A 23,238-nucleotide genomic window follows, 5' to 3' on the forward strand; every position below is an offset into this window, starting at 1 on the left:
CTCCTCAGGGCTATCGTGCTAGGTTCGAAAGGCGGCGTTCCGCCATGGACACAATGTTCGAAAGCAACATCGCACGGGTCATGGGACCCACCCCTCCTGGATTCGGCGATAGCCAACCGGCGACATCGCCGACAGCGGGATCGACATCCCCGGCGAGCTTCGCCTTTCCGGACTTGGCGGTGCCCACCCGGGTTACCCCGACATCGAGTACGGCTGCACCCCGCTTCACCCAGTCGGGCTTCACGAAGTGCGGCTGCCCCAGCGCGGCGATAACGATGTCGGCTCGACGCACCTGGTCAGGAAGATCCCTGGTGCGCGAATGAGTCAGGGTCACGGTTGCATCCAGGCCCTTACATGTCAGCAGCAGTCCGAGCGGCCGTCCTACCGTCACACCGCGGCCGATAACCGTCACCTGCCGGCCGGCTATTTCGACCCCTGCGCGCAGCAGCAACTCGACAATGCCAGCGGGGGTGCAGGGCACCGGTGAGCTCAGTTCGCGGGCGACACTCAAAACGAGTCGTCCCAGATTCGTGGGGTGCAGTCCGTCCGCGTCCTTCTCTGGCTCGATCGACTCCAGCACAGCGTTGTCGTCGACGCTGTCCGGAAGAGGCAGCTGCGTGATGAACCCGGTCACCGCCGAATCGGCGTTGAGCTCTGCGACGCTTTGCTCGATCTGGGCCCTTGTCGCCCCCTCCGGAAGGTGGTGAGGGATCGAGGCGATCCCCACCTCCGAACAGTCACGATGCTTCCCAGTCACATACGAGACCGACGCCGGGCTCTCCCCCACCAGCAAGGTTCCAAGCCCCGGGGTGATCCCGGCCGCTTTCAATGCGACCACCCGCTCGCGCAACTCCGCCTTGATAATCGCTGCAGTAGTCGCACCGTCAAGCATCTCGGCCATCCGGCCCTCCCTCCACTATCGCTCTATGCGCCCAGGGGCAGTCGCTCCTGGGCCGACATGATTTACGCTCCGGCAGGCACGTCGAGTGCCGGACGCGGAACCGCCCCGACGTCGATGGCGTTGTTGTTTTCGAGGTCGAAGTAGGGGTACCGGCCGACGGTCACTCGGATCTCCTTCTGCGGTGTGCCGGGGCGGCCCCACAGGACGGTGATATTGGTACCCTCAGCTGCATATCGCTTGTCGACGAAGCCGAGCGAGATCATGCGACGGTAGTAAACGCTGTTGATGCGTCCGGTTGAAGTGCCGATCCGCTGACCGTCCGCGAGGACCCAATCCGCGTGATAGGCGAAGCCAGGTTGACCGCCGAGGTTGAAGTAGATGTCGAAGGGGCGGTCGTCGATCCTGTCGTACGGCTCGACGTCGCGTCCCCGGTACTTGGAGGCGACGACGTCGGCGATGTCCTCCTCGTTCCAGACGAGGCTCACTACTGCCCAATGGTCGGCTTCGGCCTCACGCTGCAGCGCTTCCTTGCCTATGAAGTCGTGATTGAAGTCGACCATTTTCCCCCAGCCGACTTGGTAGGGCGTCACGAACCGCGCCTCGGCATCCGGGCCAACGCTGCCGTAGAAGTGGCGGTACTTGTTGTAGAAGTTCTGCATCGGCTGGGTATCGAAGTAGGCAGCCATGTCTGGCTCCTCGTACCACGGCAGGGGGTAGTGGAGGTTGATGTTCGGGAATCCCGCCTCGGTGTGCTGCATGAGATAGGCGACCTGCCCCTGCTTCACGAGGCCAAAGGGCTGGCCTGCTTCCCAGATGGCCCGGTAGACGGTCTCGGTGTCCGGCGTCGCACCGTGGACCTCATAAGCCAACCCGCCAGCCATCCCGAGCCGGAGGATGCGGACGGGGAGGCCTGCGATCGTTCCCATGCGATGCCTGCCGAAGGCGATGTCGTGGAGGTCCTCCTGCGCGGCGGCTTCAAGAACCTCCAGCGAACGCGGGCCAGCGATCTGGAAGAAGAACTCCTTGTTTGATTGGTCTTCACCCTTCACGTTGAGTCCGGAGTTGATCAACCGGTACTCCAGCGCGGGAGCGAGCCAATACGTCCGGTAGGTATCCTCTTCGATCCGAGCGACGACCCCATCCGTGAGGATCTGGCCCTTGTCATTGCAGAGGACGGCGTGCCGGATCTGGCCTACCTGGAACCCGCGGAATGCGTTGATACACACCGATCGCAAGAACTCGAGCGCATCCGGACCAGAGACGTCATAAATGGGAGACATGCCATTGAGGGCAGTGCCGATGTGCGCAGTCTCCTTCGACGAAAGCACCTCGCTTTCGTAGCCAAGAAACTCCAAGGGCAAATAGCCCATGCCCGGGGCGACGGTGTACGCCCCTTCGCTGATTGCTTGTTGTGCGGTCATGTTCTTCACTCTCTGTTTGATACGGGTGCGTCGTCGCACCACGGTGGTCGAGGGGGGCTAGTTGGATGAGTCGAGCAAGGCGAAGCCGGCACCGGCGACCGCGCCACCGTCTACTGGGAGGACACTTCCTGTCGTGTAGCTCGCGCGTGTGACGAGGTAGAGCATCATGTCGGCGACCTCCTCTGGTTTGCCATAGCGGGGAATTGGGAGGCCGCCGGCGATAGCGGATTCATCACCGCCCGCCATCATCGGAGTATCGGTGTAGCCCGGCTGCAGGGCGTTCACGCGGATGCCATACTTCCCCAGTTCGAGCGCCGCGATCTGGGTCAGTCCCACGATCGCCATCTTTGCTGCAACGTACGGGGCAAGGAGCGTGGGTGGCACTACCGCCGTGATAGAGCTGGTATTCACAATGGATCCGCTGCCCTGCCTTCGCATGGCTGCGACCACCGCCTGGATCCCGTTGAAGTGTCCCGTGAGGTTTACGTTGAGGACACGATCCCAAATTTCGGGGCGCATCTCTTCGAGCGCCGCCGGGACGTTGATGCCTGCGTTGTTGACCAGGATGTCGAGCGTTCCATGGCCGAATTCCAGGGCGGCCTGGACGCAAGCAGCCCATTGGTCCCTATCGGTCACATCGAGCGGTACAAACAGTGCCTGATCGCCGAGGGCGGCGGCAAGCGCTTCGCCGTCCTCGTGCAGGACGTCGGCGACGATCACGCGTGCCCCGTTTTCCACGAGCACTCGACAATGAGCTGCGCCAATCCCGCGGGCGCCTCCGGAGACAATCGCCGTCTTGCCATCGAGCCTAAAGGTATTCATCAGAATCGGACCCCTCTCGGTTCCAGCCTTGAGCACGACGGGCCGAACGAATTCGCCCCGGCGTGTGAGCGATTCGACAGTGAATCGCCAGATCTAGGCTCCAGCGCCCCCCGGCAAGTTCCTAGCGTAAGTTCACCTGATTCTGCGCCCGTTCCCGCCTGGCGGAAGTGACAGATCATCACTACTCCCCGGCCCTGCTCAGGCGCATGTCGATAACGCCCGTTATGAGATCGCGTTCGACTGCGGCACGCATAGCCGCCCCAGCATCCTCAAGGGGGAACACCCGCGAAATCATGACGTCCACGTCCAGCGTGCCCGATTCGATGGCGTCGGCAATTCGCTGGATGTCCCGGTCGAGGAATCCGCCACCGCTCTGTGATCCTTTGATGACCCGGCCGAAGAGCGACACCGTGTTCGCCGGAAGGGTCGTGGTCGCCGTGTCAAGCGGAGCGACCATGCTGGTAGCGACGACGGTCCCGCCATTGCGAGAGAGGGTAAAGGCCTGCTCGATTCCTCCCGGTTCTCCGGTAGCCTCCAACGCGAGGTCCGCGCCGCGTTCCGCAGTCAAAGCGTCGACCGTCGTACGGGCATCTTCCGGTGCCACCGCTGCGCTGGCGCCCACCTTCAATGCAAAATCACGACGGTCAGGGAGAGGATCGACTGCGATGATCGGACCCGCGCCGGCCGCTTTCGCGGCCTGGATCATCCACAGGCCCAGATGTCCGCAACCGACCACTACAACACTCTCACCCGGTTGTACACGGCCGACTTCCCATACGGCGCCGACGCCGGAAATGCCTCCGCAGCCTAGGACGGCCAGTTGAACCGCATCGAGCGAGCTGTCTACGACGGCGTAACAGTGCTCGCGATACTTCATGTACTCAGCGAATGTTCCTGCCCCGCCAAACCCCGCCACCACATGTCCAGCGGCAGTGCGGCCGACGGCCGGTGGTGTCGCGACTTCTACCCACAGCCGCTCGCATTGCGAGGGGCTGCCGTGGAGGCACGGATAACATTTGCCGCACTCCATGGTGCCGGCCACGACAATCCGGTCGCCCACTTTCGTCTTCATCACTCCGGGACCGACCTCAATGACCGTGCCACAGGCGCTGTGGCCGGGCACGAAGCGCCGGTCGGAGCTGACAGGGTTGTCTATGAAGAGCTGATCGGTACGGCAGACGGCACTGGCCTCTATTCGGACGGTCACTTCCCCCCATCCCGGCGGGTCCAGGGTGATCTCCTCGATCTCGATCGGTGCGCCTTCTCCGCGGGCGAGAGCAGCTCTCATGTTAGACCTCTTCGTCTTCGTGCAATGGGTGGCTTGTTGAGTGTGGGTTATTCCTCCTCCATCATCGAGATCCGTCCCGGGTTTTGCGACAGAAAATGCGTATTTGCGTAAGTGATCGCGTAAGTGCACGCTATGAGTGGTGAGCGTCACATGGCTATATGGCAAGTGGAGGAAAAGGCGCTTCGGCGGCGGCCTCGTCGCGTTCGTGTCCACGGTCTCCTCCCACCCCTGAGACCCCGTATCGGCAAATTGAGCTGAGTAAGGTATCAACAATGACAACGTCAAGTCGCGGGCTTCCTGTCCGGCACCTCACCGAGTTCGTGGGGAGAGACCGGGTTCTCAGTGAATTGAGCAGTCTCGTCGCCTCGCGTCGACTTGTCACCATCACCGGGCAAGCTGGCGTGGGAAAGTCCCGGACCGCAGCGCGCCTCGCGGAGATGTTAAGGCGTTCCTTTGGCGGCTCCATCGCCGTCGTCGAGATGGGCGGCCAAGCTTCGGACGGCGCCGGTGAGACCATCGCTGCCGCGGTCGGATCTCCTGGCGCATCACTGGAAGAGATCGCGCGGATACTGGGCGAAAAACCGCACCTGATCGTCCTCGACAACCTGGATCGTGCGGATCTCGCGGCGCCAGCCCTCGAACAGCTGCTTCGGCACGCAACCGAGACCCGCCTCGTAGTTACCTCCCGTCAGCGAACGGGTATCCGCGGGGAGACACTCTACGTCTTGTCCCCGCTTGAAAGCATTCTGCAGGGGCCTCCGGAAGCAGCACTCGAGTCGCCCGCGGGAAACCTGCTGCTGCGGCTTATCCGTGAAGAGGACCCTACGTTTCGAGCAACAGCAGCGGCGGCGGAAGAACTGCTTGCCGTGTGCAAGGCCACAGATGGCGTCCCGCGGTTCATCGAAGCAGCGGCACGCGCCGTCTGCGTGCTGGGCCCTCGTGCCACAGCGATCGCAGTCACGGAGGACGCGGCCGTCCTGGACTCGTTCCTCCCTACCGCCTTTCACGCCATGACCTCGAAGGCAGTCCTGGAGGGGGCGCTGGCAAGAGTATCCGAACCGGCGCGCAGGCTCCTGCAACGGCTCTCGTTGTTCGAGTCCGGATGCGACCTGCGCTTCGCTGCGGATCTCTTCTCCGATGGGAGTGTGGCGAAGATCGCCGGGCCCACCTCAGAACTCGTCGATCAGTCGCTGGTGCGATCCGAAACAGTGGGTGGAGAGCGCAGATTGCGAGTTCCTCTTCACTACCGCGGACACACTCTCGGATCCTGGGATGAGGAGAGCCGTTTGAGGGAACAGCAACGCGTGCGAAGCGCTCTAATCGACAGGATGCGTCATTGCGCCGGGTCATGGTTCTCCGATGACCAACTGCAGAGCATCCAGTTCCTCAACCGCCATGCCGGTGACATCACAGCAGTTCTCAGCGCCATGTCAGCCGACCCCAACGATGCACACGAAGCTCTCGATATCATCAGCGCCCTGCGCTATTACTGGCAGCTTCATCCTGTCGACCCTTGGCCCAGAGTGAGGGACTGGCTCGGCACGGCACTAACTATCGACCCGACTCACGACTCGATCACCGTCCGCGCCATGCAGACCGATGCCTACATCGCGTTCCACGAGGGAGACCTTGAGGGCGCAAGAGCACAGCTCATGGCCAGCAGGTCAGGGTCCGATCCATCGCTCATCGGTGACAATGAGGCCCTTTTCGGCATCTTCGTCGAAGCGTTGATCGATCTTGGCGAAGGCAATCCTGCCGCTGCAGAGCCCAAGCTGGGCCGAGTGCTGCGGGAGTCTCTGCAGGCAGACGTGGAACACCTTGGCGAAAAATACTGGTTCCTGGCGACATGTCAGATTGCCATGGGCCACGAGGAAACCGCGATGGCGTCTCTGGCTGAGGGCCTGGCGTTTTGCGAACAGGTCGGTGATATCTGGGGTCGAGCCTACATGTGGTGGCTGGTGGCTTTGATCGCGGGCCGACAGGGCCGCACCAACGAGGCCACCGCGCGCTTACGTGAGTCGGTAGATGTGATGTCCGACTACGGCGATCGCGCGGGTCTTGCCCTCTGTGTGCGACTCCTTGTGTCCATCTCCGGTAACAACGGAGAGGACGAGAGTGTCGCCCGCCTGGCCGCACTTTTTCCGCGACAGATGCATACGAGCCCTCCGGTCCCGCTGCCCGAGCTCGTCCCTGCGCCTCCAAGCACCTTTGGTCCGTCCACGCCATTGCAAGACAATCGATCGCTCGGTGAGATGCTTGCACGGATCATCGACGGGGACGCACCAGAGAACCCGACCCAGCGCGACGGGACGCTCGATGCGCTCAGCGGCCGCGAATGGGAAATTGCCACCCTCGTCGCGGAAGGACTAGGCAACCCCGCTATTGCGGCGAGACTCGTGCTGTCGCGGCGCACGGTGGAGGGACACGTCCAGCGGATCCTGGCGAAGCTCGGCTTTCGCTCCCGCAGCCAGATCGCAGTGTGGGTGGCACAATCAAGAACCGAAGTGGGGCGGCGCCGATAAGCGCCTCGGGCTGGAATTCCGGGCCGATGCGCAGGAGACACTCACGAGTGCCCCCATGCGAGTGGGCTTACCTGGCGGGCCGACGACGCTACCCGAAGACAATGGTGTGATTGCCGTGGCGGATGACTCGGTCTTCCGCATGCCATTGCACGGCTCGAGAGAGGACCGCGCGCTCGACATAGGCGCCGTGGGCTTGGAGATCGGCGGCCGTCATGGAATGGTCGACGCGGGCGACATCCTGTTCAATAATCGGGCCCTCGTCGAGGTCCTTCGTCACATAGTGTGAGGTGGCGCCGATGAGTTTCACGCCACGCTCCTGCGCTTTGCGGTAGGGAGCGGCGCCGATGAAGGCGGGCAGGAACGAGTGGTGGATGTTGATGACCGGTACGCCGATCTTGTCAAGGAAGTCTCCGGAGATGATCTGCATGTAGCGTGCCAGCACGACGAAGTCGACGTTGCCGCGCAAGAGTCCAAGGATCTTCGCCTCGGCCTCGCTCTTGTCGGGGCCCTGCGAATGTACGTGCATGAACGGGATACCGAACGAGCGCACGTCCTCTGCGGTGTTGGTGTGGTTGGAGATCACCATCGGGATCGAGACAGGCAGCTCGCCGCGGCGATGCCGCCACAATAACTCCAACAGGCAGTGATCCGATGTGGAGGCCAAGATCGCCATTCGCTTTGGCACGGACTGGTCGGTGAGCCGCCACTCCATGCCGTACGGCTTCAGGGTCTTGGCGAGGTCGGCCTGGATGTCGGGGATCGCCGCAGCGAGCCCCGGGCGGTGGAACACCACCCGCTGGAAAAATGCGCCGCCTTCGGGGTCGGACGAGTACTGGTCCAGCGTAACGATATTGCCCTTATTGCGAGTCACCAGCGCCGTGACGGCGGCAACGAGGCCGGGCTGGTCGGCACCATGCACGGTCAAGCAGGCGTGGTCGCGCAATGGGATGTTGAGTGGCATGTAGTTTGCTCCTGGGTTCGGGACGGCCGTGACAGTGGTCAGACGGCTCGCTGTGGTTCAGCTATGGGCGCAAGGGTGATGTCGAACTGTGCCGAGGTCCATTTCTCAGTCAGATTTCGACCGCGTGGGCCTGCTCCTGGTTCATGTTCGACAAACGGCACGACGAGTGACGGCTTGACACCGAATACGGCGTCCTTCTCCAGCCACTTGTCGCCCTCTACGAAGATGTGGGTGATGAGGGTCTCGTACCCGGGATGGCTCACCATGAAATGGATGTGCGCCGGGCGCATGGGAGACCTGCGAGCAGCGTCTAATAGATCACCGACCGGGCCGTCATGCGGGATCGGGTAGGCGGCGGGCTGGACTGTCCAATAGTCGAAGGTCCCGTCTTCGTTTGTGAAGAAGTGAGCGCGGCCCGACAGTTGCCGCGATTCGTGCTGAACGTCGTAGAAGCCGTCATCGTCGGCCGCCCAAACCTCCACGCGCACGCCTGCCAGCGCGTCTCCTGTGACTGACCGAACGGAGCCGTGGACGTAGCAGGGGTGCCCGGACATTCCGTCGCCAATGTCGTCGCCGTTCTCGATGAACGGGGCGTTCTCGACGAAGAAGGGGCCGAAGACCGTCGACTCGGTCGCTGTCGACCGTGCGGGCGCGTTGACAGCCACCGTCATCATCGAGGCACCCAGCACGTCCGAAAGCAGGATGAACTCCTGTCGGTGCTCGTCGGTGATATGCCCCGCGCGTGTGAGGAAGCCGATCGCCGCGTCCCACTCCGCCTGCGTCAGACGCACGTCCCGGATGAACCCGTGAAGATGACGCACCAGCGAGGACATTACTTCCCGGAAACGAGGGTCTGCGATGCCTCCAAAGCTTGCGACTACGTCGTCGGTCAGTGTGGATTCCCGGGTGACCTGTATGAGCGCTTCGGCCCTTGTGATGGTCATGAGTGGATCGTCCCTTCATCGAAGGCCGCCTGGAGCAGCCATTGAATATCCCCGCGAGTGACTTCTCGAGGGTTGGGGATTGGAAGCCTCTCGGCCACGACATCGACGGCGACGGGCACATCGTCGTCCTGCATGCCCAGTTCACGAAGATTCCTCGGTGCGCCTGTGGCAATTAAGAGTTCGCGAAGTCCCGCGACGGCATCGTCGACGCCCAGTGCCGCGCAGATCGACCTACTCGCGGCAGGGACGGCGTCGGCATTGAAACGAAGCACTTGCGGAAGGATCACGGTGTGTGTACCGGCGTGCGAGAGGTCGAACGCGCCCCCGAGAGCGTGGCATATCTTGTGGTGCAGTCCCGACCCAGCCTCCGCGAAAGCGGAACCAGCGAGGAAGCTGCCGTACACCAGGCTGTCCATTGCACCTGCCTGGGCGTTCTGCAGCGCGCGCAATCCCTGAGTGAGCTGACGAATGCCTTCGCCGGCCTTCAGCGATGTGAGCGGGTTTGCCCCGGGTCCCCAGAATGCCTCCACACAGTGTGCCAGCGCATTGAACGCAGAGGACACGGCGACGGCATGAGGGAGAGAGGTTAGCAGCGCCGGGTCGTATACGACGGCTCGCGGCTGCACCAAGGGGTTTTTCCCGGTCTGTTTGCGGCCGTCCACAGTAATGCCCCAGACATCCGTCATTTCCGAGCCAGCCAGAGTGGTGGGGACGGCGAGGATTGGAAGGCCTGTCCTTAATGCAATGGCCTTCGCAGTTCCAGTGGTAGACCCCCCTCCAATCGAGAGAATCAGGTCGGCATCGGAGTTCTCAGCTGCCTGCTGGGCAAGGGCTGCTGTCTCGGCTGGAACATGCTCTACGACGTCGCTGAAAAGGCCGACGACGCGGGCGTGGATCGCGGAGGTGATGAGTTCCGCGGCCACGGACTGGGAGGGAGACGTCACCAACAGAATACGTCGCGCGTGGTGCCGTTCGACCCAGTCCCGCACGTTGGCAGCGGCATTCCCGTGACCGAATCGGACCTCGGCCGTTTGCGAGCGATATGTGAATGCTTCCATACTCATGCCAGGAGTGAGTGGTCGTCGAGCCGGTGCCAGCGGCGATTGTGATAGACCAGCGGCGAGGAGTCCGGTCCAGGCTCAACGGCAGATGCCTCGATTGCCTGGGCAGCCACGATCACCGACCCGCCTACCTCCATCCGGTCGATGATTCTGCAGCGCAACCACGACTTGACTCCATGGAAGAGCGGTTCCCCTGTGGTCAGGGGTGACCACAGGGAATCGTCGGAGAAACGGTCAACTCCTGAGGTCGCGAACAGCCGAGCCATGGACACGTCCTGGTCCGTCATAAGGTGGACAACGATGGTCTCCGCGGCCGTTATACCCGGCGTTGCAGAGGAGAGTGCGGACAGTGAGAAGATCAAGATCGGTGGTTCGACGCTCACGGAGACAACGGACGTTGCGGTCAGTCCTACTGGCCCGGAGCCTGGATCGGCGGTGATTACAGCAACTCCGGCGGGGTGGTTTCGGAATGCCAGCTTGAACCCGTCAGAGGTGACTCCGGGGTGTAACAGGGGCAGCTCCGGGGCGGGAGCAGTCCGGTGCTGGGTGTGTTCACGTTCATCAAGTGCACTGGAATGTGCCATTGTTCAAATCCTTTCTTTGGGCGTTTCGGGCAGCTGAGAGGAGGGTGACCGTTCGTCGTCGAGCATGGTTCCGGACCTCCGTCCATGGTCGTTGACTGCTGGTCGCCAAGGGGCGTCGCGCACGAAAGCGGGCTTGCGTCGTTCGGTGCGCAAAGCAGCGAGGACGCCCTGCAGATTGCGATCCTCAAGAGCAGCGATGACTTCTTCGAACCCTGCGGTTGCCGGGATGTTGGCGAAAATTGTTCTCGTGATGGTTCGCTTGTCGATTCCGGGCAACCCGAGTGCTCGGTACGCGTGTAGAAGCGGTTCGGACCCCGCCAACGAGACGAAGTACTCGCAGAAATCGTTCAAGGCGACAACATAATCGTCAAGGCTTTCGGCAACGCCGCCGGTTGCAGCTTCCTGCATCCTTTCCATGCGGTTGCGCAGCGCCCGCAGCTGAGGCTCTGCTACTCGATCGATCATCTGCACGGCGACGCCAATCTCAATCGCGAGTTTTGCTTCGTAGGTCTTGTCGACGAGCTCGTCGGGGACGGGAGCGACGTAGTAGCCGCCGTCCTGGCGTTCTACGAGGGCCTCCGACCTGAGGGTGGACAGAGCGCGCAGGATAGAACCCGGCGACGATGCGAACGTCCGCGCAAGAACATCGGCATCCAGTGCCCGTGACTGATCGGTACGAAGTGACAGAACGTGTTCGCGGACCGCGTCCAGCAACGACCTGTCCGCCTCGGTATGAAGCTGAGCGAACGCTCCCCGGTAGTAGGCCAGTGGGCTGCCTCCATGGACCTCAACGCCGACGACGTGCGCGCGGAACTCCCTATGTGAGCCAGCTTCCAAAGCGTCTAAGACCCGGCAGCTCAGCCCCGCGACCCGACCGGGAAGGACGGGGTTACCCAGGTCGTCTTCGAGGACCTCGATACCCGCGAACTTGTTGGGTATGCGGGCGGCGAACCGGCCTGCCATGCTCGCCGAATCCCCGTCCAGGACGTTGATAGCGAATTTCCCGGACCGCAGGATCGCTTCCGCCGTCGACGAGGCCGTGGACATCGACACCATCACCGTGGGCGGTTCCGATGCTATCGGCGCGATGGCAGCGACCGTCGCCCCTACCGGTCGGCCCTCATCACGGGAGGTCACGATCGCCACTCCTGACGTGAAGTGGTTCATCGCCACCACAAACTCGTCCGGCGCGACCGGCATACCTGTCATCTTCATGATCGATCCTCCGAGGGAAGTGCAGACGTCACCGACGGGATTCAAGCTCTCCAAAATGAGCCTGTGTGTACATGGCCGCTACAGGGTCGGCGAGTTGAGTGTTGAGGTGCCCCCACCACTGACTGAGGTCACGCCAGATCCTTTCGGCCCGGCTCCCACTGACTACAGCACTCGACCCGATGGTCTTGAAGAGGAAGTCACTGACCGCGCTCCACAGCAGCTGCGCGGACTGCCCGGCAGCCAAGGCGACACGCATATCTGCAGCCCGCGAGTATGGAGCCGACACCGAATCAGCAAGACACTGGTCGAACATCGCTCCCGCATAATCCATCGTCGCGACCGCCGCGTCGAGTTTCGCCCTCGCGGTACCGTACCGCCACTGGAAGAACGTGTCCTCCGAACGGAGGGCGAAGGGCGGGTTAACGGTCTTGCGAACCGTCATTTGGGCGTCGTACTCCTCAAAGAGGCCGAGTGCCGCGCCAAGCGCCAAGGAGTTCAGCTCGAGAGAGAAGAACCCGATTCCAGGCGCACCATACATCGGATTCCCGTGCAGTGCTCTGCCGGGAGCCTGCGTTGCCGGGTCGATAGACAGCTGGCTGACGCCTTCCAGCACGAATTCCTCCGGAATGAAGGCGTCATCGAACTTCACCGAGTTGGAGCCGCTCCCCCGCAATCCAAGCGTGGTGCCCCAATCGTCAAGGACTTCGAACTTCTCTCTGGGCGCGATGAAATTCGAGATGACCCCGGTGCGATCATCGTGAAATGCGTGACCACAGAAGTGAGTTGCATAGGGGACGCCCGATGCGTACCGGTGCACGCCATTAACGAGGAAACCTCCGTTGACACGAGTGAGAGTCCCCGAAGGCGCGCTCGTCATTGGCGCTGCGAAGTATTCTCCGGCGAACAACTGCTGTTGTGCACGCTCTCCCCAGTACGAAGCAACCTGGAGGTTATGTCCTGATGCGAGGGTCAGACACCAGGCCGTTGCCATGTCCGCACGGGCAATTTCGCGCATAACTTTAAGGAAGTCCGGAAGGCTGAACTCATAGCCACCCCAGGTCTTGGGCCTCAGCAGGTGATAGAACCCTGCCTCGAAGAAGGCGTGATGCAGGTCAACGGAATGGCGTGCATTCCGTTCGGTCTCCGCCGCTTCCGCCAGTACTTGCTCGCTGATTCGCCGCGCACTTGCCAGCGCTTCATCAAGAGTCAGGGCCGCCGGCGGCTGGGCGCGCAGCGTAACAGATGTTTCCATATCCGTCCTTTGGTCGTCGTTGACAACTTTCCCTAACAGAATCGCTAACTACCCGAGCTCGTTCTAGCGTGAGGTCACCCGATTCATACGCAACCGTCACACCTGCACGTCGAATCGAGACAGTGTTGCGATGCCGGGATTAACTGCTGCACGCGCCAGGAGACACAGCCGTCATGGCGCCCGAGAACCTGGCGCCCGTTGAGGCTCGGCGAAAACCCTGGCCCTAGGAGAGGTCCTCCACCGACCGACCAAAGCGATCAACGACGTTATCGAAACCACCTGCGGCATTGCCCGGAAATGCTGCACCGTGGCCAAGAGCTCAGACCAACTGGGTACACCCCAGCCAAGCGTCAAGCAGGTGGCCAAGGGCCGTCAGAATAGGGTCCAAGTCCTCTTTCACGGCAGTTGCTCAAGGAACTCTTAGAACGCGACCTGACACGCCCGGCTCGCCCCTGACGCAGCGCGACATTTGGGCCCATATCGGCAAACTGTTCGGCTTCGACGTGCACGCCCCGACAAGCGTGTGAACTCCAAATGCTCGGCGACCTTGGAAGGGACCGCAATCCGCGCCGGACACTCCCCCATTTAGTCGTAGTTACGCGTCGACGACACCGACGAGACCTCCCCAAAGCACCCGGTCGTCAGTAGCGGCTGAACTCTCACGTCGCGGCGGGCCTGCAGATGGCGCGCTTGCGAACGGGCGTCATGCCGCTCGGGCCCTTACACGCGATGAGTAGATGTAGGCCGAACAAGTGGAAGGAAATGGCTGTGATCAGGCTCAATAAAGAAGATTTAAGTGTGGACAATGTCCACACCCCCTTTGGCCTGACAAAGCTCTCCTGAGTCAAGGTTCTTAACTCCAGCAACGAGCCAAAACCAAGAACTTTGACGCAGGATCTCGAAGTCATGTTGCGCTCAGTCCTCCTATCCATGAAGAGGTGTATGCCAACCACGACCTACCGGACGGACCAAGAGAGGAACATATAACCCCAGCTCACAGCAAGCGGAGGGCCCGCCAGCCATGACCCTGAACCCGCTCCCCCACAACCAAACAGGCGAGCCGCGGCGCCAGGCACACCCCGCGGCCAGTGTCAGAGGGACCGGACCACCTAATTTGTACACACGTTAAAGCAAAAACCCCCTCTGACGAGGGGGTATGCCGTGCCCGAGGTGGGACTCGAACGGGATTCCAGGCCTTGGGAACACTGGGAACTCTTGAAAACATGCGGAATCCGGGGCAGTCCGTCGGCTGTACGGGCCAATCCGGAGCGGAAAGTGTGGACATTGTTCACACTTCTTTTTTGCTCCATCGCCACCGAAGAAAAGGACCCGACGCTGCTATGCGCATTCGGACCGGCACCAGCAAAATGGGAGCCGGCACACACTAGAGACCGCCTGCTAAGTCTCAGCATTTTCGCCCGCTTGGAGCCTCCTGCCGGGATGAGGCGGCGGCCTGCAGGGCACGACTCACACCGATGTGTCGAACAAACCAAAATCCGGCAACACTCCGCCCGGCAGAACGATGAAACATCCAGCACGATGGCAGCACCTCCTTCATTGTTAACATGGTGGAGAAGACCACGAGCATCATGACAAAGCCGATCCACTGCCCTCTCAACACAGCGAGGGCGTGAACAGGGCCGCCAGCTCCGCCCCGCGGAGCCAGGGCACCCATCGCCCGCAGAGATCAGCGAAACCTCACTGAACAGATTCACCAAGGCAAAGGCCGCGTACGCCTGACACTGGTGGGACCCCTCGTGGTCGAGGCCGAAGCCGACGTCGACCGCGGGTAGGTCATTTCGGCATCCTTTGGGTAAAGGCGTGTACGTCCGAATTGCGTCCCCAAGACGCGATATCGCCCTTTGAAGGACACGAAATCCGCTAACTCGTGGATGTCCGTGAGTCGATCCGAAGTTCGTTGAGCTGTACGGTTTAGCAAGATATTCAGCTCAAACGCCACGAACAGCTGTAGCGGGCAGAATTCTCAGTCTTCGAAGTGCAGCGGGGCGTCAATACTCCGGTGACGTTGGCGATGATCTCGGCGGCGACCGCGTTGAGTTTCTGATTCCGGTGGCTGGACGCCTGGGTCAGCATTTTGAATGCTTCGTCTTGGGTGCAGCGGTTCTGGGCCATGATCACTCCGCAAGCAAGATCGATGACGGTCCTGTTGGCCATGGCGGCCTTCAGGTCAGCGTTAAGGCGTTCGGTGCTTTCGATCCGGATGGCCAGGCGCAGCGTGCTGCCAGCCACATCCGCTAACGCGGTGGCTTCGCTGATGAACTTCTGGGTGAAGAGCCCGGCGGTGGGTGCGAAGAAGTTCAGCACCGCCTCGGAAGTTTGTCCAAGGTCCATGGGGACGCCCAAGCCACTGTGGCAATCCGCAATGGCCAGCGCTTCGCTGTATTTGGGCCACTTGGTGTCTGTTTCCACATCGGCCAGCAGGACCGCGTGGCCCACATCAAGTGCTTCAAGGCACGGCCTTTGGCGCAGGTTCTGTTCTATTCGGTCCAGGAGTACTGCCTTCTCGCTGCTGCCCGCAACGGTAGCGGTCCGTTTGCGGCGCCGAAGCGTCAGGGCACAATCGAAGGGCTCACCGGCCACGAGGCTCATTGCGTTCGCGGCAAAGAGGGTCACTCCGTCAAGGATCCCCTTGATATCAGCAGTGCCGGCAACCAAATCGTGCAGCCCGCGGATGTGCTCGGGGTTTCCTGTAGAGTCCATGAGCCCAATGCTAGGAACGTTCATCGTTCGCGTCATCACGTGCGCCACAGACAGGAACACCTGCGGGCAGGCTGCGCGGAACATGGCGGGCGGGTTAAATGGGCGGCGAAGCCTTCGAAGTACATTTCAACAGGTGTACGTCCGGAACTGGATCCCCAGCGACCCTTGCTTCGGGCCCCTAGTAAGGGCGAGATCAACCGTGATTCACGGACATTGGCGCTGTCGTGGCATTTTCCTCATGCCCGAAAAGACACCCAGCCAGCACGGTTCCTCACCGTGGAGCAAACAGACCAGTACTTGAACGTGGGCCAGCCGCTCATCCGTGCGCTTCTATAGAACGCTGAACTGCGGGCCATTCAAGAGGTGCACGTGGTTATCTTGAACAACTCGTTGGCTTGAGGCGCGTAACGCCACACCACTCACTGGGACGAGCTCCCCCTCGTCAAAGCCGCCTGACCGGCAGCTCACCATCAGAAAGGAAAACCACCATGACTATTGCGCCTGAAACACCCACGACCGGCCACGAAGTCGCTGTCCGGTTCAGCCCCGACGGAACACCACTGGCGATCAGGTACGACGGCCGGATCTGGATGGTCGATCCGGACATCCACACAGCACACTGGTTCACCAGGGACGCTTGGTGGGAACACCGTACGCGGGTGGCCGTTGGAACCGGGGACGTCGTCAGCGTCGAGTACTGGCACGTGCAAGCACGACCATCTGGAGCCAATGCAGAGCTACATACGTTCATGCTTCGCCGTGAGCCCTTGGCTGAACACTGGCAACTCGAGTCCATCAGCTAGTACGAGGTGACATTTACCGCCAGCCCGTCCCGGAGCAGCTCTTACTTCACAGCGGCTCCCGCCGATCCCCTCCTGGCGCCGGTAAGGATGATCCCCTTCATCAAAGTTCGGCCGCCCGTACAGCTGCAGGCTGGCCTTTCGGAGCCCCGGTCTAGAGGGCCTGTTTGACTGCGAGGGAGGCGGACATCCATTCGACGACGATTTCCCGGGATATGGCGACGTCAAGCACGAACACGCCTCTGTCGTGTCCGGCGAGCCAATTCTGGAGGATCTTCAGGTCTGCGAGGGTCATCGCCTTGTGGCCGTCTGCGCCGAGAGCGCGGCCGATGGCGGAGAAGTCGACTTCATCGATTAGCATCGCGGTCGGGTCGAGGCCTTTGGAAGCGTACTGGTGGAGTTCGGCTCCGTAAGCGGCGTCGTTGAGGGCGATGACCACGCCTCTGCGGGTGGTCCGGATGAAGGTTTCGAAGTCTGCCAGTCCCATGAGACCTCCGCCGTCGCCGGTAATGAAGACGGTGGTCCGTTCGGGGTGGGCTATTGAGACTCCGGGCGCGGAGGAGAAGCCGAGGCCGATAGATTGGAAGGCGGTTCCCACCAGGACCATTGCTTGGGGGTCGGGGACGGAGAGGTACATGGGGGCCCATCCCATGAAGTGCCCGCCGTCCATGACGATTGACCTCTCGGCGGGGAGGATGCCCTCCAGGGCAGCGACCACGGTGCGGGGGTTGAGGCGTCCGTCGGGGCCGAACTCTTCCGGGTCCTCGTAGGGCCCGATCGAGCGGAACTCGTCCTCCGCGACCTCGGTCGCGGCATGTCGCCACGTCTGGTGCTCGTTGACCGTTGGTATGCGGCCCCTTAGTGCTTCGAGAAAGGGTGCAAGGTCGGCGCGGATGTACTTGTCGACGTGTGGGTGATCGCTGGAGGGCTCGTTGTCGATGCGGACGACGCGCGTGTCGGGTCCGAAGAGGGTCCCGTAGCGGTGCTGGAAGGAGTTCATTGAGGCTCCGGCGACGAGCACGACGTCGGCCTGTCGGGCGAGGTCGAGGCGGTGCTCGCGGGCGAAGCCTCCGGCGATGCCGAGGTTCCATGGGCTGTCGACGATGTTGACGGCCATTACGGAGGTCATGAACATGGCCCCCAGCCGGTCCCCAAGCTCTTGGAACGGGCCGACCGCGTCTCCGAGCAGCACCCCTCGGCCGGCCAGCAGGAGCGGACGCTTAGCGTTGCGCAGGATGGCGGCGACCCGGTCGAGCTCCTTCCCGGACGCATTCCAGACGGGCTTGGCTGGCAAAGGTTCGAGGTGGGTCTGCTCCTCCAAGGGTTCGGTGGCCAGGTCGTAGGGGATGGCGAGGACCACGGGTTGGACGGTGCGCAGCGCGAGGTCGAAAGCGCGGTGAGCAACTAGTACCGCGTTTTCGGGGTGCGCCACGAGCGTGACAACTCCTACCGCTTCTGCCGCTGTGACTTGGTCGATGTCGAACGACCGCGGCCCGGTGCTTGGCGCGTCCCCGACGATGAGCACCATTGGTACTCGGGCGAGCCTAGCCTCGGCCAGTGCCGTGTAGGCGTTGGTGAACCCGGCCCCGTAGGTCGTGGTCGCCGCCCCAATCTGGCCTCCGGCGCGGTAGTACGCGTCGGCCATCGCGACGGTGGCAGCCTCGTGGCGTCCAGAGGTGAAGGGGAATCCCCGGCTGGTGAGGTGGCTGATGAGGTGGGCGTTCCCGTTGCCCATTAGGCCGAACAGATGGCCGGCGCGCTCGGCCACGACGTCCGCGATTGCTGTGGACACCGTCGGGCTGGCGGTGGGTGGGGTGGGCGTTGTCATGCGATTTCCTATCGTGGGCCTTCGCCCGGTGTGAGAGGGATATGCGGTGGCTGCGCTGCGGATGCCGCAATGACCGCCTAAGGTGACTGGGGTTTTGGCCGTCCGCCGTGGTGTTGACGTGGAAATGGTGCCCCGACCAGATGATGCAGGGGTGTCCGTCCGGGGGTGAGTGCGTCGCCGCGCATCCCTGGCGCTTGCCTTTGAACGTGGGATGCCTTCCCTGTGGCCTTCCGGCGGAACCGTGTTCCCAAGAATAGGGCGGCGGCCGGGGCCAGAGAAGCGAAAAGCGCACCGCTCCTCACGGCGTGGCAGCTTCTACATGCCGTGCGGAGAGGAACGGCGCCGAACCTTATTCCGGGTAGACCACCCAGGGAGAATCCATGTCGGATCCTGCAGCGTCGAACTCATGGGTTTCCAAAGTGTAGAAACGGATAGCCAGCCCGTCGGGATCATGACAGACGAGCAGCCAGCCGAGGATGCCGCGGAGGACAGACGAATTTGCTACTCCATGTTGGTTCAGGTGCTGTTCCCACAGTTCAAGGTCCTTGAGGGTCCCAACGCTGAGGACTGTCGGGTCAAACCCTTTCATGCGCTCCGCGATTTTGGGGGCCAAGCGAAGTTCAAAGTATGTATCGATGCCCGGGATCGTAACGATGTAGGCAAAGAGATTCCCTTCCCGGTCGAAGTGATCAAATTCTGCGCGTCGTTTAGCTCCGAGGATCTCCTCGTACCATTTCAAGCTCGTCTGGAGATTGGTAACCGGAATCTTCAGGTGGTGGATGCCAGCGAGAGCTACTTCGGATGCTTTTATATCGTTTGTCATCACTTACCTGGTTCCTGAATTTGTCGCGGCGACGGGGCGATCACCTGGGGGTATTGGCACCATTGGCTGGAAGATCTGGCCGGGGTCGTAATGTGCTTTGACCTCGCGGAGCCGGGCATATTTCGCTGCCCCAAATATGCTTGACAGATCTACAACTTCATCAGCACCGAGGAAGTTGATGTAGGCGCCTTCGGCTGCCAAACGGTTGAGGGATTGGTGTGTCGAACGGCACCATCCGATATGTTCCTGGTCGAGTAGGTCACTTTCCCACCCGGCTGTGACGTTGTAGGCGAAGCGTGCTGACCGCTTGGGGTAGGCCGTTTCGCTTTCGGGTACATCGTCAATTGCCCCTCCGAGCAGGAGAACCTCAATTTGAGCGTCTTCACTCGGCATTGATTCGGCTGCTTTGAGCATGGCGTCCGCAACCTCGGCTGTCAGCGCGTTGAAGTGACCGGGTTTGAGGAAGTATCTGAAGCCATGGGGGTACCTGTGGTCTTGGTGGCTTTGAACTTCCGCGAACCGTTGGCGGGCCACCTGGGCTGACCCGAAGTGTTGCACTCCGAGCGTTTCCTGCGCTGAGAAAGCGTCAACTGGGTCCCCGGACCACATCCATTCAAACGTGACCACGGGTTCACCTCGCCGGTGATTTGGACCCGACTGGCTCAGCGCTTTTTGTACTTTGACCATGACTTGAAGTTCTCGGGGGAGCGTTTCGGCGCGGCTCCCAAATTCGATTAGCGCGGCTCTCGCCTGCTGCAGACCCACCGTCCGCGTTCCAAACGTCACCCACCCAATCGGCGCGGCTTCGTAGGTGAATTCTGTGACAACACCAAAGTTCCCACCGCCTCCCCGCATGGCCCAAAAGAGGTCGGGATTCTCGGTGCTGCTGGCCAACCTCTCCCGGCCCGTACCGTCAATGACGCGAGCAGAGAGGAGCCGGTCACAGGTGAGTCCCCTACTTCGCGAGAGCCATCCAATGCCCCCGCCCAGGGTCAGTCCCCCCACTCCCGTGTGGGAGACAACGCCTGCCGGGACGGCGAGACCGTACCTGGATGCAGCACGGTCGAGGTCGCCCAGCAGTGCACCTCCACCCACTGACACGTTGGAACATTGTCTGTCTACATTCACCGAACGCATGGCGCTAAGGTCAAGGACAACGCCATCCTCTACAACGGCGCCGCCGGCAATCTGATGTCCTCCGGCGAGAATTGAAATGGGCACTCCGGCTGCCACGGACTCGGTCAGCGCTATTGACACGTCTCGTCCGTCGGCACATTTGACCAGCCCAAGCGGTCGTTTATCGACCATGCCGTTCCACACTTTTCGCGCGGAGTCGTAGCGCCGGTCCTCTGGTGTAAGGAACCGTTCACCGAAATACTTCGAAAGGCTTGCTGCCAGGGTTCGTGTGGTCATGAATGTATTCCTTCTGCTTCGTGTTCCTGGGCTCGGTTGCCTTCTTCCTGGAGCCACCCCGCTACCAGCGGGTTGGTAAGTTCACCAATTTGTTCGACCGCGACTGTGACAGTGTCTCCGGGGGACATAAACTCAGGCGGGTTACGGAAGGCACCTGCTCCGCCAGGTGTTCCTGTTGTAACGACATCGCCGGGTTGAAGAGTGACCGTCCGGGACAGGAATTCCAGCAGCTCCGGGATTCTCGTGAGCATGGTGCCGGTTGTCGAGTCCTGTTTTAGGACGCCGTTGACCGTAGAGGTGATCCGAAGCCCATAAACGTCGGCGATCTCGTCGCGACTTACTATTTCCGGGCCCACCGGGCAAAAGGTATCGGGACTCTTGCAGAGCATGATTTGCATGGCCTCGCGCTGCATGACGTCTCGCGCGCTCACGTCATTTACGAGAGTGTAGCCGTACACGTAGTCCCATGCTTCGGAAGCTTTGACCTTACTGGCGGTCTTCGAGATCACAAACGCGAGTTCAACCTCGTAATCAACGGTGCTATCCGGTTCTGGGATGGCGATGGGATCGCCTGGGCCTATTACGGAGGACCATAGACCGGGGAAGAAGACCGGTTCTTTGGGCGTTACAAGGTGGGCGACTTCCGCAAGATGGCTTGCGTAGTTTCCCCCGGTGTAAATGATCTGGCAGCGTTCCGCCACTGGTGCGAGGAGTTTTTCCGGACGGACAGGGCCGCCATGACCTGAGGCCTCAGTTAGGATTTCGGACCTGCGCGCGGCAGGGGCCTCCAGAAATTGTCTGAGGTCGGCGAAGCCGCTATCAGCAACGAGTCCATCATCGACTCTGACGCCCAGACGTATTTTGTTGTTATGCAGGTATTTAACCAACCTCATTGGGAATTCACACTCTTTCATTAAACATTCGGCTCAAATTAGCTATGCGTGCCCCGGGATACACTTTCGACGTGTGCAGCATCTAGCCTCCGATGAGCCTGTGTACATGGGCCCTGAGTTCAGCGAACTCGGGGCGGGCCTTGGTTTGGAGCTGGGTGCGGGAGGAGCCAAGTGGAATCGAAAGATTGGCGCGAACATTGGCAGGCCGGCCCCCCAAGACGATCACCCGATCAGCGAGGTAGATTGCTTCGTCGATGTCATGCGTTATCAGGACAACTGCCTGCCCCTGGTCTTCCCTGATCCGAAGTACCAGGTCTTCGAGAGTTTCTCGTGTTTGTGCGTCAACCGAGGCAAAGGGCTCATCCATGAGCATTACTCTCGGTTCGAATACGAGGGCACGGGCGATCGCTACTCGCTGTTGCATCCCCCCCGAAAGCTGCCAGGGGTAGCGATTGGAGGCCTCCCGAAGCCCCACTTCCCGCAGGGCTTTTTCCGCCCTTGCCCGCCGTTCACCCTTGGAGACCCTGCCCTTCAGCGGAAGCGTCACGTTGTCGATGACACTCAGCCAGGGCAGCAGGGAGCGACTGTAGTCCTGGAAGACGAGACTGATTGCTGTCGATGGACCAGCGAGTGGGATGCCGTCAACCGCAACGTGGCCGGCCGTCGGTTGCTGCAGACCCGACAGGCAACGCAAAAGAGTTGTTTTGCCCACGCCCGATGGACCGACGATGCAAACAAATTCCCCTGGCAGCACTGAAAATTCAACAGAGCCAAGGATTTCGGCGCTTCCCACGGAAGTATTGTAGGAATGCCCAAGGTTCACAGCTTCGATGACGGCGTTGACGCTATCCCTACTCTCAGTTTTCGCCGCTTTGACAATAGCGGCCTCATTGGTGCTGTTCGATGTACTCACGGCTTCAATTCCGATCGGTCTGGTAGCTTTTGTCTGATTCACAAGGTGACAGCTCCTGTCGTGGCCTGCTGGCTAAGTGCAGTCTTTGGCGACACAACCTTTCCCCGCGACTGGTTTTGCGTTCGATAGCTGGGGTGCCAGTGCAACAGGCGGCCTTCAAGAATTCTGAAGGCAAGATTCAGCAAGTAGCCGAGGATCCCGAGGACCAGCATCCCGGTCCACATGTCCGTGATGGCGTAGTTCCTTTGGGCCGCCAAAATGAAGTATCCGACGCCGCGGTGGGCCCCTGTCATTTCGCTGACGACTATCAGAACCACTGCTATCGAGAGCGCTGTTCGCGCACCAGCGAAGATTTGCGGAGCAGCAGACGGAAGGCGCACGACGAACAGTCTCGTTGCAGCTGAAAGCGAGAACGCTGTGCTCATATCTTTCACTACGGGATCGAGCGCGCGGATGCCCGCGATGGTATTGAGCAGGACTGGCCACACCGCCCCGAAGGCGATGACAGCAATTCTCATGTCGTCCCCGAGACCCATAGATATGATCGCGATCGGCAGTATTGCAACGGCAGGAACCGCGCGCAGAAATTCCAGCTCGGGTTCTATCGCCTCAAGAACCATGGGCATCAGCCCTAAAGCTGTGCCGATCAGGACTCCTGTAAGGACAGCGATCCCATAGCCCATCAGGAGATTCAGGAGGCTGGGGACCAGGTCACTTGTGAGGCGTGAATCTGTGATCCACACTTTTACTGCCTTCGTTAGGATCGTCTGCAAAGGCGGAAAGAAGGGCGACTTGCTGGATGCACTAATCGCCAGCCAGAGAGCCACCGCGATCACAGGTAGCCAAAGCTCGAGCAATAGGCCCTTCATTGCCCTA

At 61.2% G+C, this 23,238-nt stretch carries 19 protein-coding genes; 2 read left to right on the forward strand and 17 right to left on the reverse strand.

Translation table 11 applies throughout. The features are described from left to right. Positions 1–10: 10 nt before the first annotated feature. The 4 genes from AC1DD7_RS01565 to AC1DD7_RS01580 form a co-directional block, all read right to left on the reverse strand. On the reverse strand, positions 11–901 hold the full coding sequence (locus AC1DD7_RS01565) for a bifunctional methylenetetrahydrofolate dehydrogenase/methenyltetrahydrofolate cyclohydrolase (protein WP_477513512.1): 891 nt from the start codon (positions 899–901) through the stop codon (positions 11–13). 62 nt (positions 902–963) lie between these two features. Further along, entirely contained in the window at positions 964–2,322 is a 1,359-nt protein-coding gene (locus tag AC1DD7_RS01570; RefSeq protein ID WP_477513513.1) for a hypothetical protein, read from the reverse strand. Between the two features lie 57 nt (positions 2,323–2,379). After that, positions 2,380–3,144: an SDR family NAD(P)-dependent oxidoreductase gene (locus tag AC1DD7_RS01575; RefSeq protein ID WP_477513514.1), complete on the reverse strand. Its 765-nt coding sequence runs from the start codon at positions 3,142–3,144 to the stop codon at positions 2,380–2,382. Between the two features lie 181 nt (positions 3,145–3,325). Then, entirely contained in the window at positions 3,326–4,432 is a 1,107-nt protein-coding gene (locus AC1DD7_RS01580; RefSeq protein WP_477513515.1) for a zinc-binding dehydrogenase, read from the reverse strand. 272 nt (positions 4,433–4,704) lie between these two features. Between AC1DD7_RS01580 and AC1DD7_RS01585 the strand changes: the two genes are divergently transcribed. Further along, positions 4,705–6,954, forward strand: coding sequence for a LuxR C-terminal-related transcriptional regulator (locus AC1DD7_RS01585; RefSeq protein WP_477513516.1), 2,250 nt, complete (start codon positions 4,705–4,707; stop codon positions 6,952–6,954). Positions 6,955–7,042: 88 nt separating this feature from the next. Here the strand turns inward: AC1DD7_RS01585 and purU are convergent, their stop codons facing one another. The 7 genes from purU to AC1DD7_RS01620 all read right to left on the reverse strand — a co-directional run bounded on the left by purU (position 7,043) and on the right by AC1DD7_RS01620 (position 15,692). Beyond that, positions 7,043–7,915 carry a formyltetrahydrofolate deformylase gene (purU, locus tag AC1DD7_RS01590; protein WP_477513517.1) on the reverse strand — a complete coding sequence of 291 codons (873 nt, stop codon included), beginning with the start codon at positions 7,913–7,915 and terminating at the stop codon, positions 7,043–7,045. Positions 7,916–7,953: 38 nt separating this feature from the next. Then, positions 7,954–8,859: a dioxygenase family protein gene (locus AC1DD7_RS01595; protein WP_477513518.1), complete on the reverse strand. Its 906-nt coding sequence runs from the start codon at positions 8,857–8,859 to the stop codon at positions 7,954–7,956. Next, entirely contained in the window at positions 8,856–9,923 is a 1,068-nt protein-coding gene (locus AC1DD7_RS01600) for a maleylacetate reductase (protein WP_477513519.1), read from the reverse strand. The genes AC1DD7_RS01595 and AC1DD7_RS01600 overlap by 4 nt, the downstream gene beginning before the upstream one ends. After that, on the reverse strand, positions 9,920–10,504 hold the full coding sequence (locus AC1DD7_RS01605; RefSeq protein WP_441431049.1) for a flavin reductase family protein: 585 nt from the start codon (positions 10,502–10,504) through the stop codon (positions 9,920–9,922). The genes AC1DD7_RS01600 and AC1DD7_RS01605 overlap by 4 nt, the downstream gene beginning before the upstream one ends. 3 nt (positions 10,505–10,507) lie before the next feature. Continuing rightward, a complete protein-coding gene (locus tag AC1DD7_RS01610) occupies positions 10,508–11,719 on the reverse strand; it encodes a flavin reductase (protein WP_477513520.1) in 1,212 nt (403 codons plus the stop codon). 28 nt (positions 11,720–11,747) lie between these two features. Then, positions 11,748–12,971: an acyl-CoA dehydrogenase family protein gene (locus AC1DD7_RS01615; protein WP_477513521.1), complete on the reverse strand. Its 1,224-nt coding sequence runs from the start codon at positions 12,969–12,971 to the stop codon at positions 11,748–11,750. A 1,944-nt stretch (positions 12,972–14,915) separates the two neighbouring features. Beyond that, a complete protein-coding gene (locus tag AC1DD7_RS01620; RefSeq protein ID WP_477513522.1) occupies positions 14,916–15,692 on the reverse strand; it encodes a GAF and ANTAR domain-containing protein in 777 nt (258 codons plus the stop codon). A 488-nt stretch (positions 15,693–16,180) separates the two neighbouring features. Between AC1DD7_RS01620 and AC1DD7_RS01625 the strand changes: the two genes are divergently transcribed. Beyond that, positions 16,181–16,495 carry a hypothetical protein gene (locus AC1DD7_RS01625; RefSeq protein WP_477513523.1) on the forward strand — a complete coding sequence of 105 codons (315 nt, stop codon included), beginning with the start codon at positions 16,181–16,183 and terminating at the stop codon, positions 16,493–16,495. 151 nt (positions 16,496–16,646) lie between these two features. Here AC1DD7_RS01625 and AC1DD7_RS01630 read toward each other — a convergent pair whose 3' ends face one another. From AC1DD7_RS01630 to AC1DD7_RS01655, 6 genes are all read right to left on the reverse strand, one after another. Further along, positions 16,647–18,320 (reverse strand): thiamine pyrophosphate-binding protein, encoded by a 1,674-nt coding sequence (locus AC1DD7_RS01630; protein ID WP_477513524.1) that lies wholly within the window; start codon positions 18,318–18,320, stop codon positions 16,647–16,649. A gap of 349 nt (positions 18,321–18,669) precedes the next feature. Beyond that, positions 18,670–19,143 carry a VOC family protein gene (locus AC1DD7_RS01635; RefSeq protein WP_442003149.1) on the reverse strand — a complete coding sequence of 158 codons (474 nt, stop codon included), beginning with the start codon at positions 19,141–19,143 and terminating at the stop codon, positions 18,670–18,672. Positions 19,144–19,146: 3 nt separating this feature from the next. After that, positions 19,147–20,556, reverse strand: a complete 1,410-nt coding sequence (locus tag AC1DD7_RS01640) for an FAD-binding oxidoreductase (RefSeq protein WP_477513525.1) — start codon at positions 20,554–20,556, stop codon at positions 19,147–19,149. Beyond that, the gene (locus tag AC1DD7_RS01645; RefSeq protein WP_442003147.1) at positions 20,553–21,257 is read right to left on the reverse strand and encodes a fumarylacetoacetate hydrolase family protein; all 705 of its coding nucleotides are present in this window, start codon (positions 21,255–21,257) and stop codon (positions 20,553–20,555) included. The genes AC1DD7_RS01640 and AC1DD7_RS01645 overlap by 4 nt, the downstream gene beginning before the upstream one ends. 274 nt (positions 21,258–21,531) lie before the next feature. Further along, the gene (locus AC1DD7_RS01650) at positions 21,532–22,242 is read right to left on the reverse strand and encodes an ABC transporter ATP-binding protein (RefSeq protein ID WP_477513526.1); all 711 of its coding nucleotides are present in this window, start codon (positions 22,240–22,242) and stop codon (positions 21,532–21,534) included. A gap of 158 nt (positions 22,243–22,400) precedes the next feature. After that, complete coding sequence (locus tag AC1DD7_RS01655; RefSeq protein ID WP_477513527.1) at positions 22,401–23,105, reverse strand: ABC transporter permease; 705 nt, start codon at positions 23,103–23,105, stop codon at positions 22,401–22,403. Between the last annotated feature and the right edge of the window lie 133 nt (positions 23,106–23,238).

Source organism: Paenarthrobacter sp. 10L412 (genome assembly GCF_056395565.1).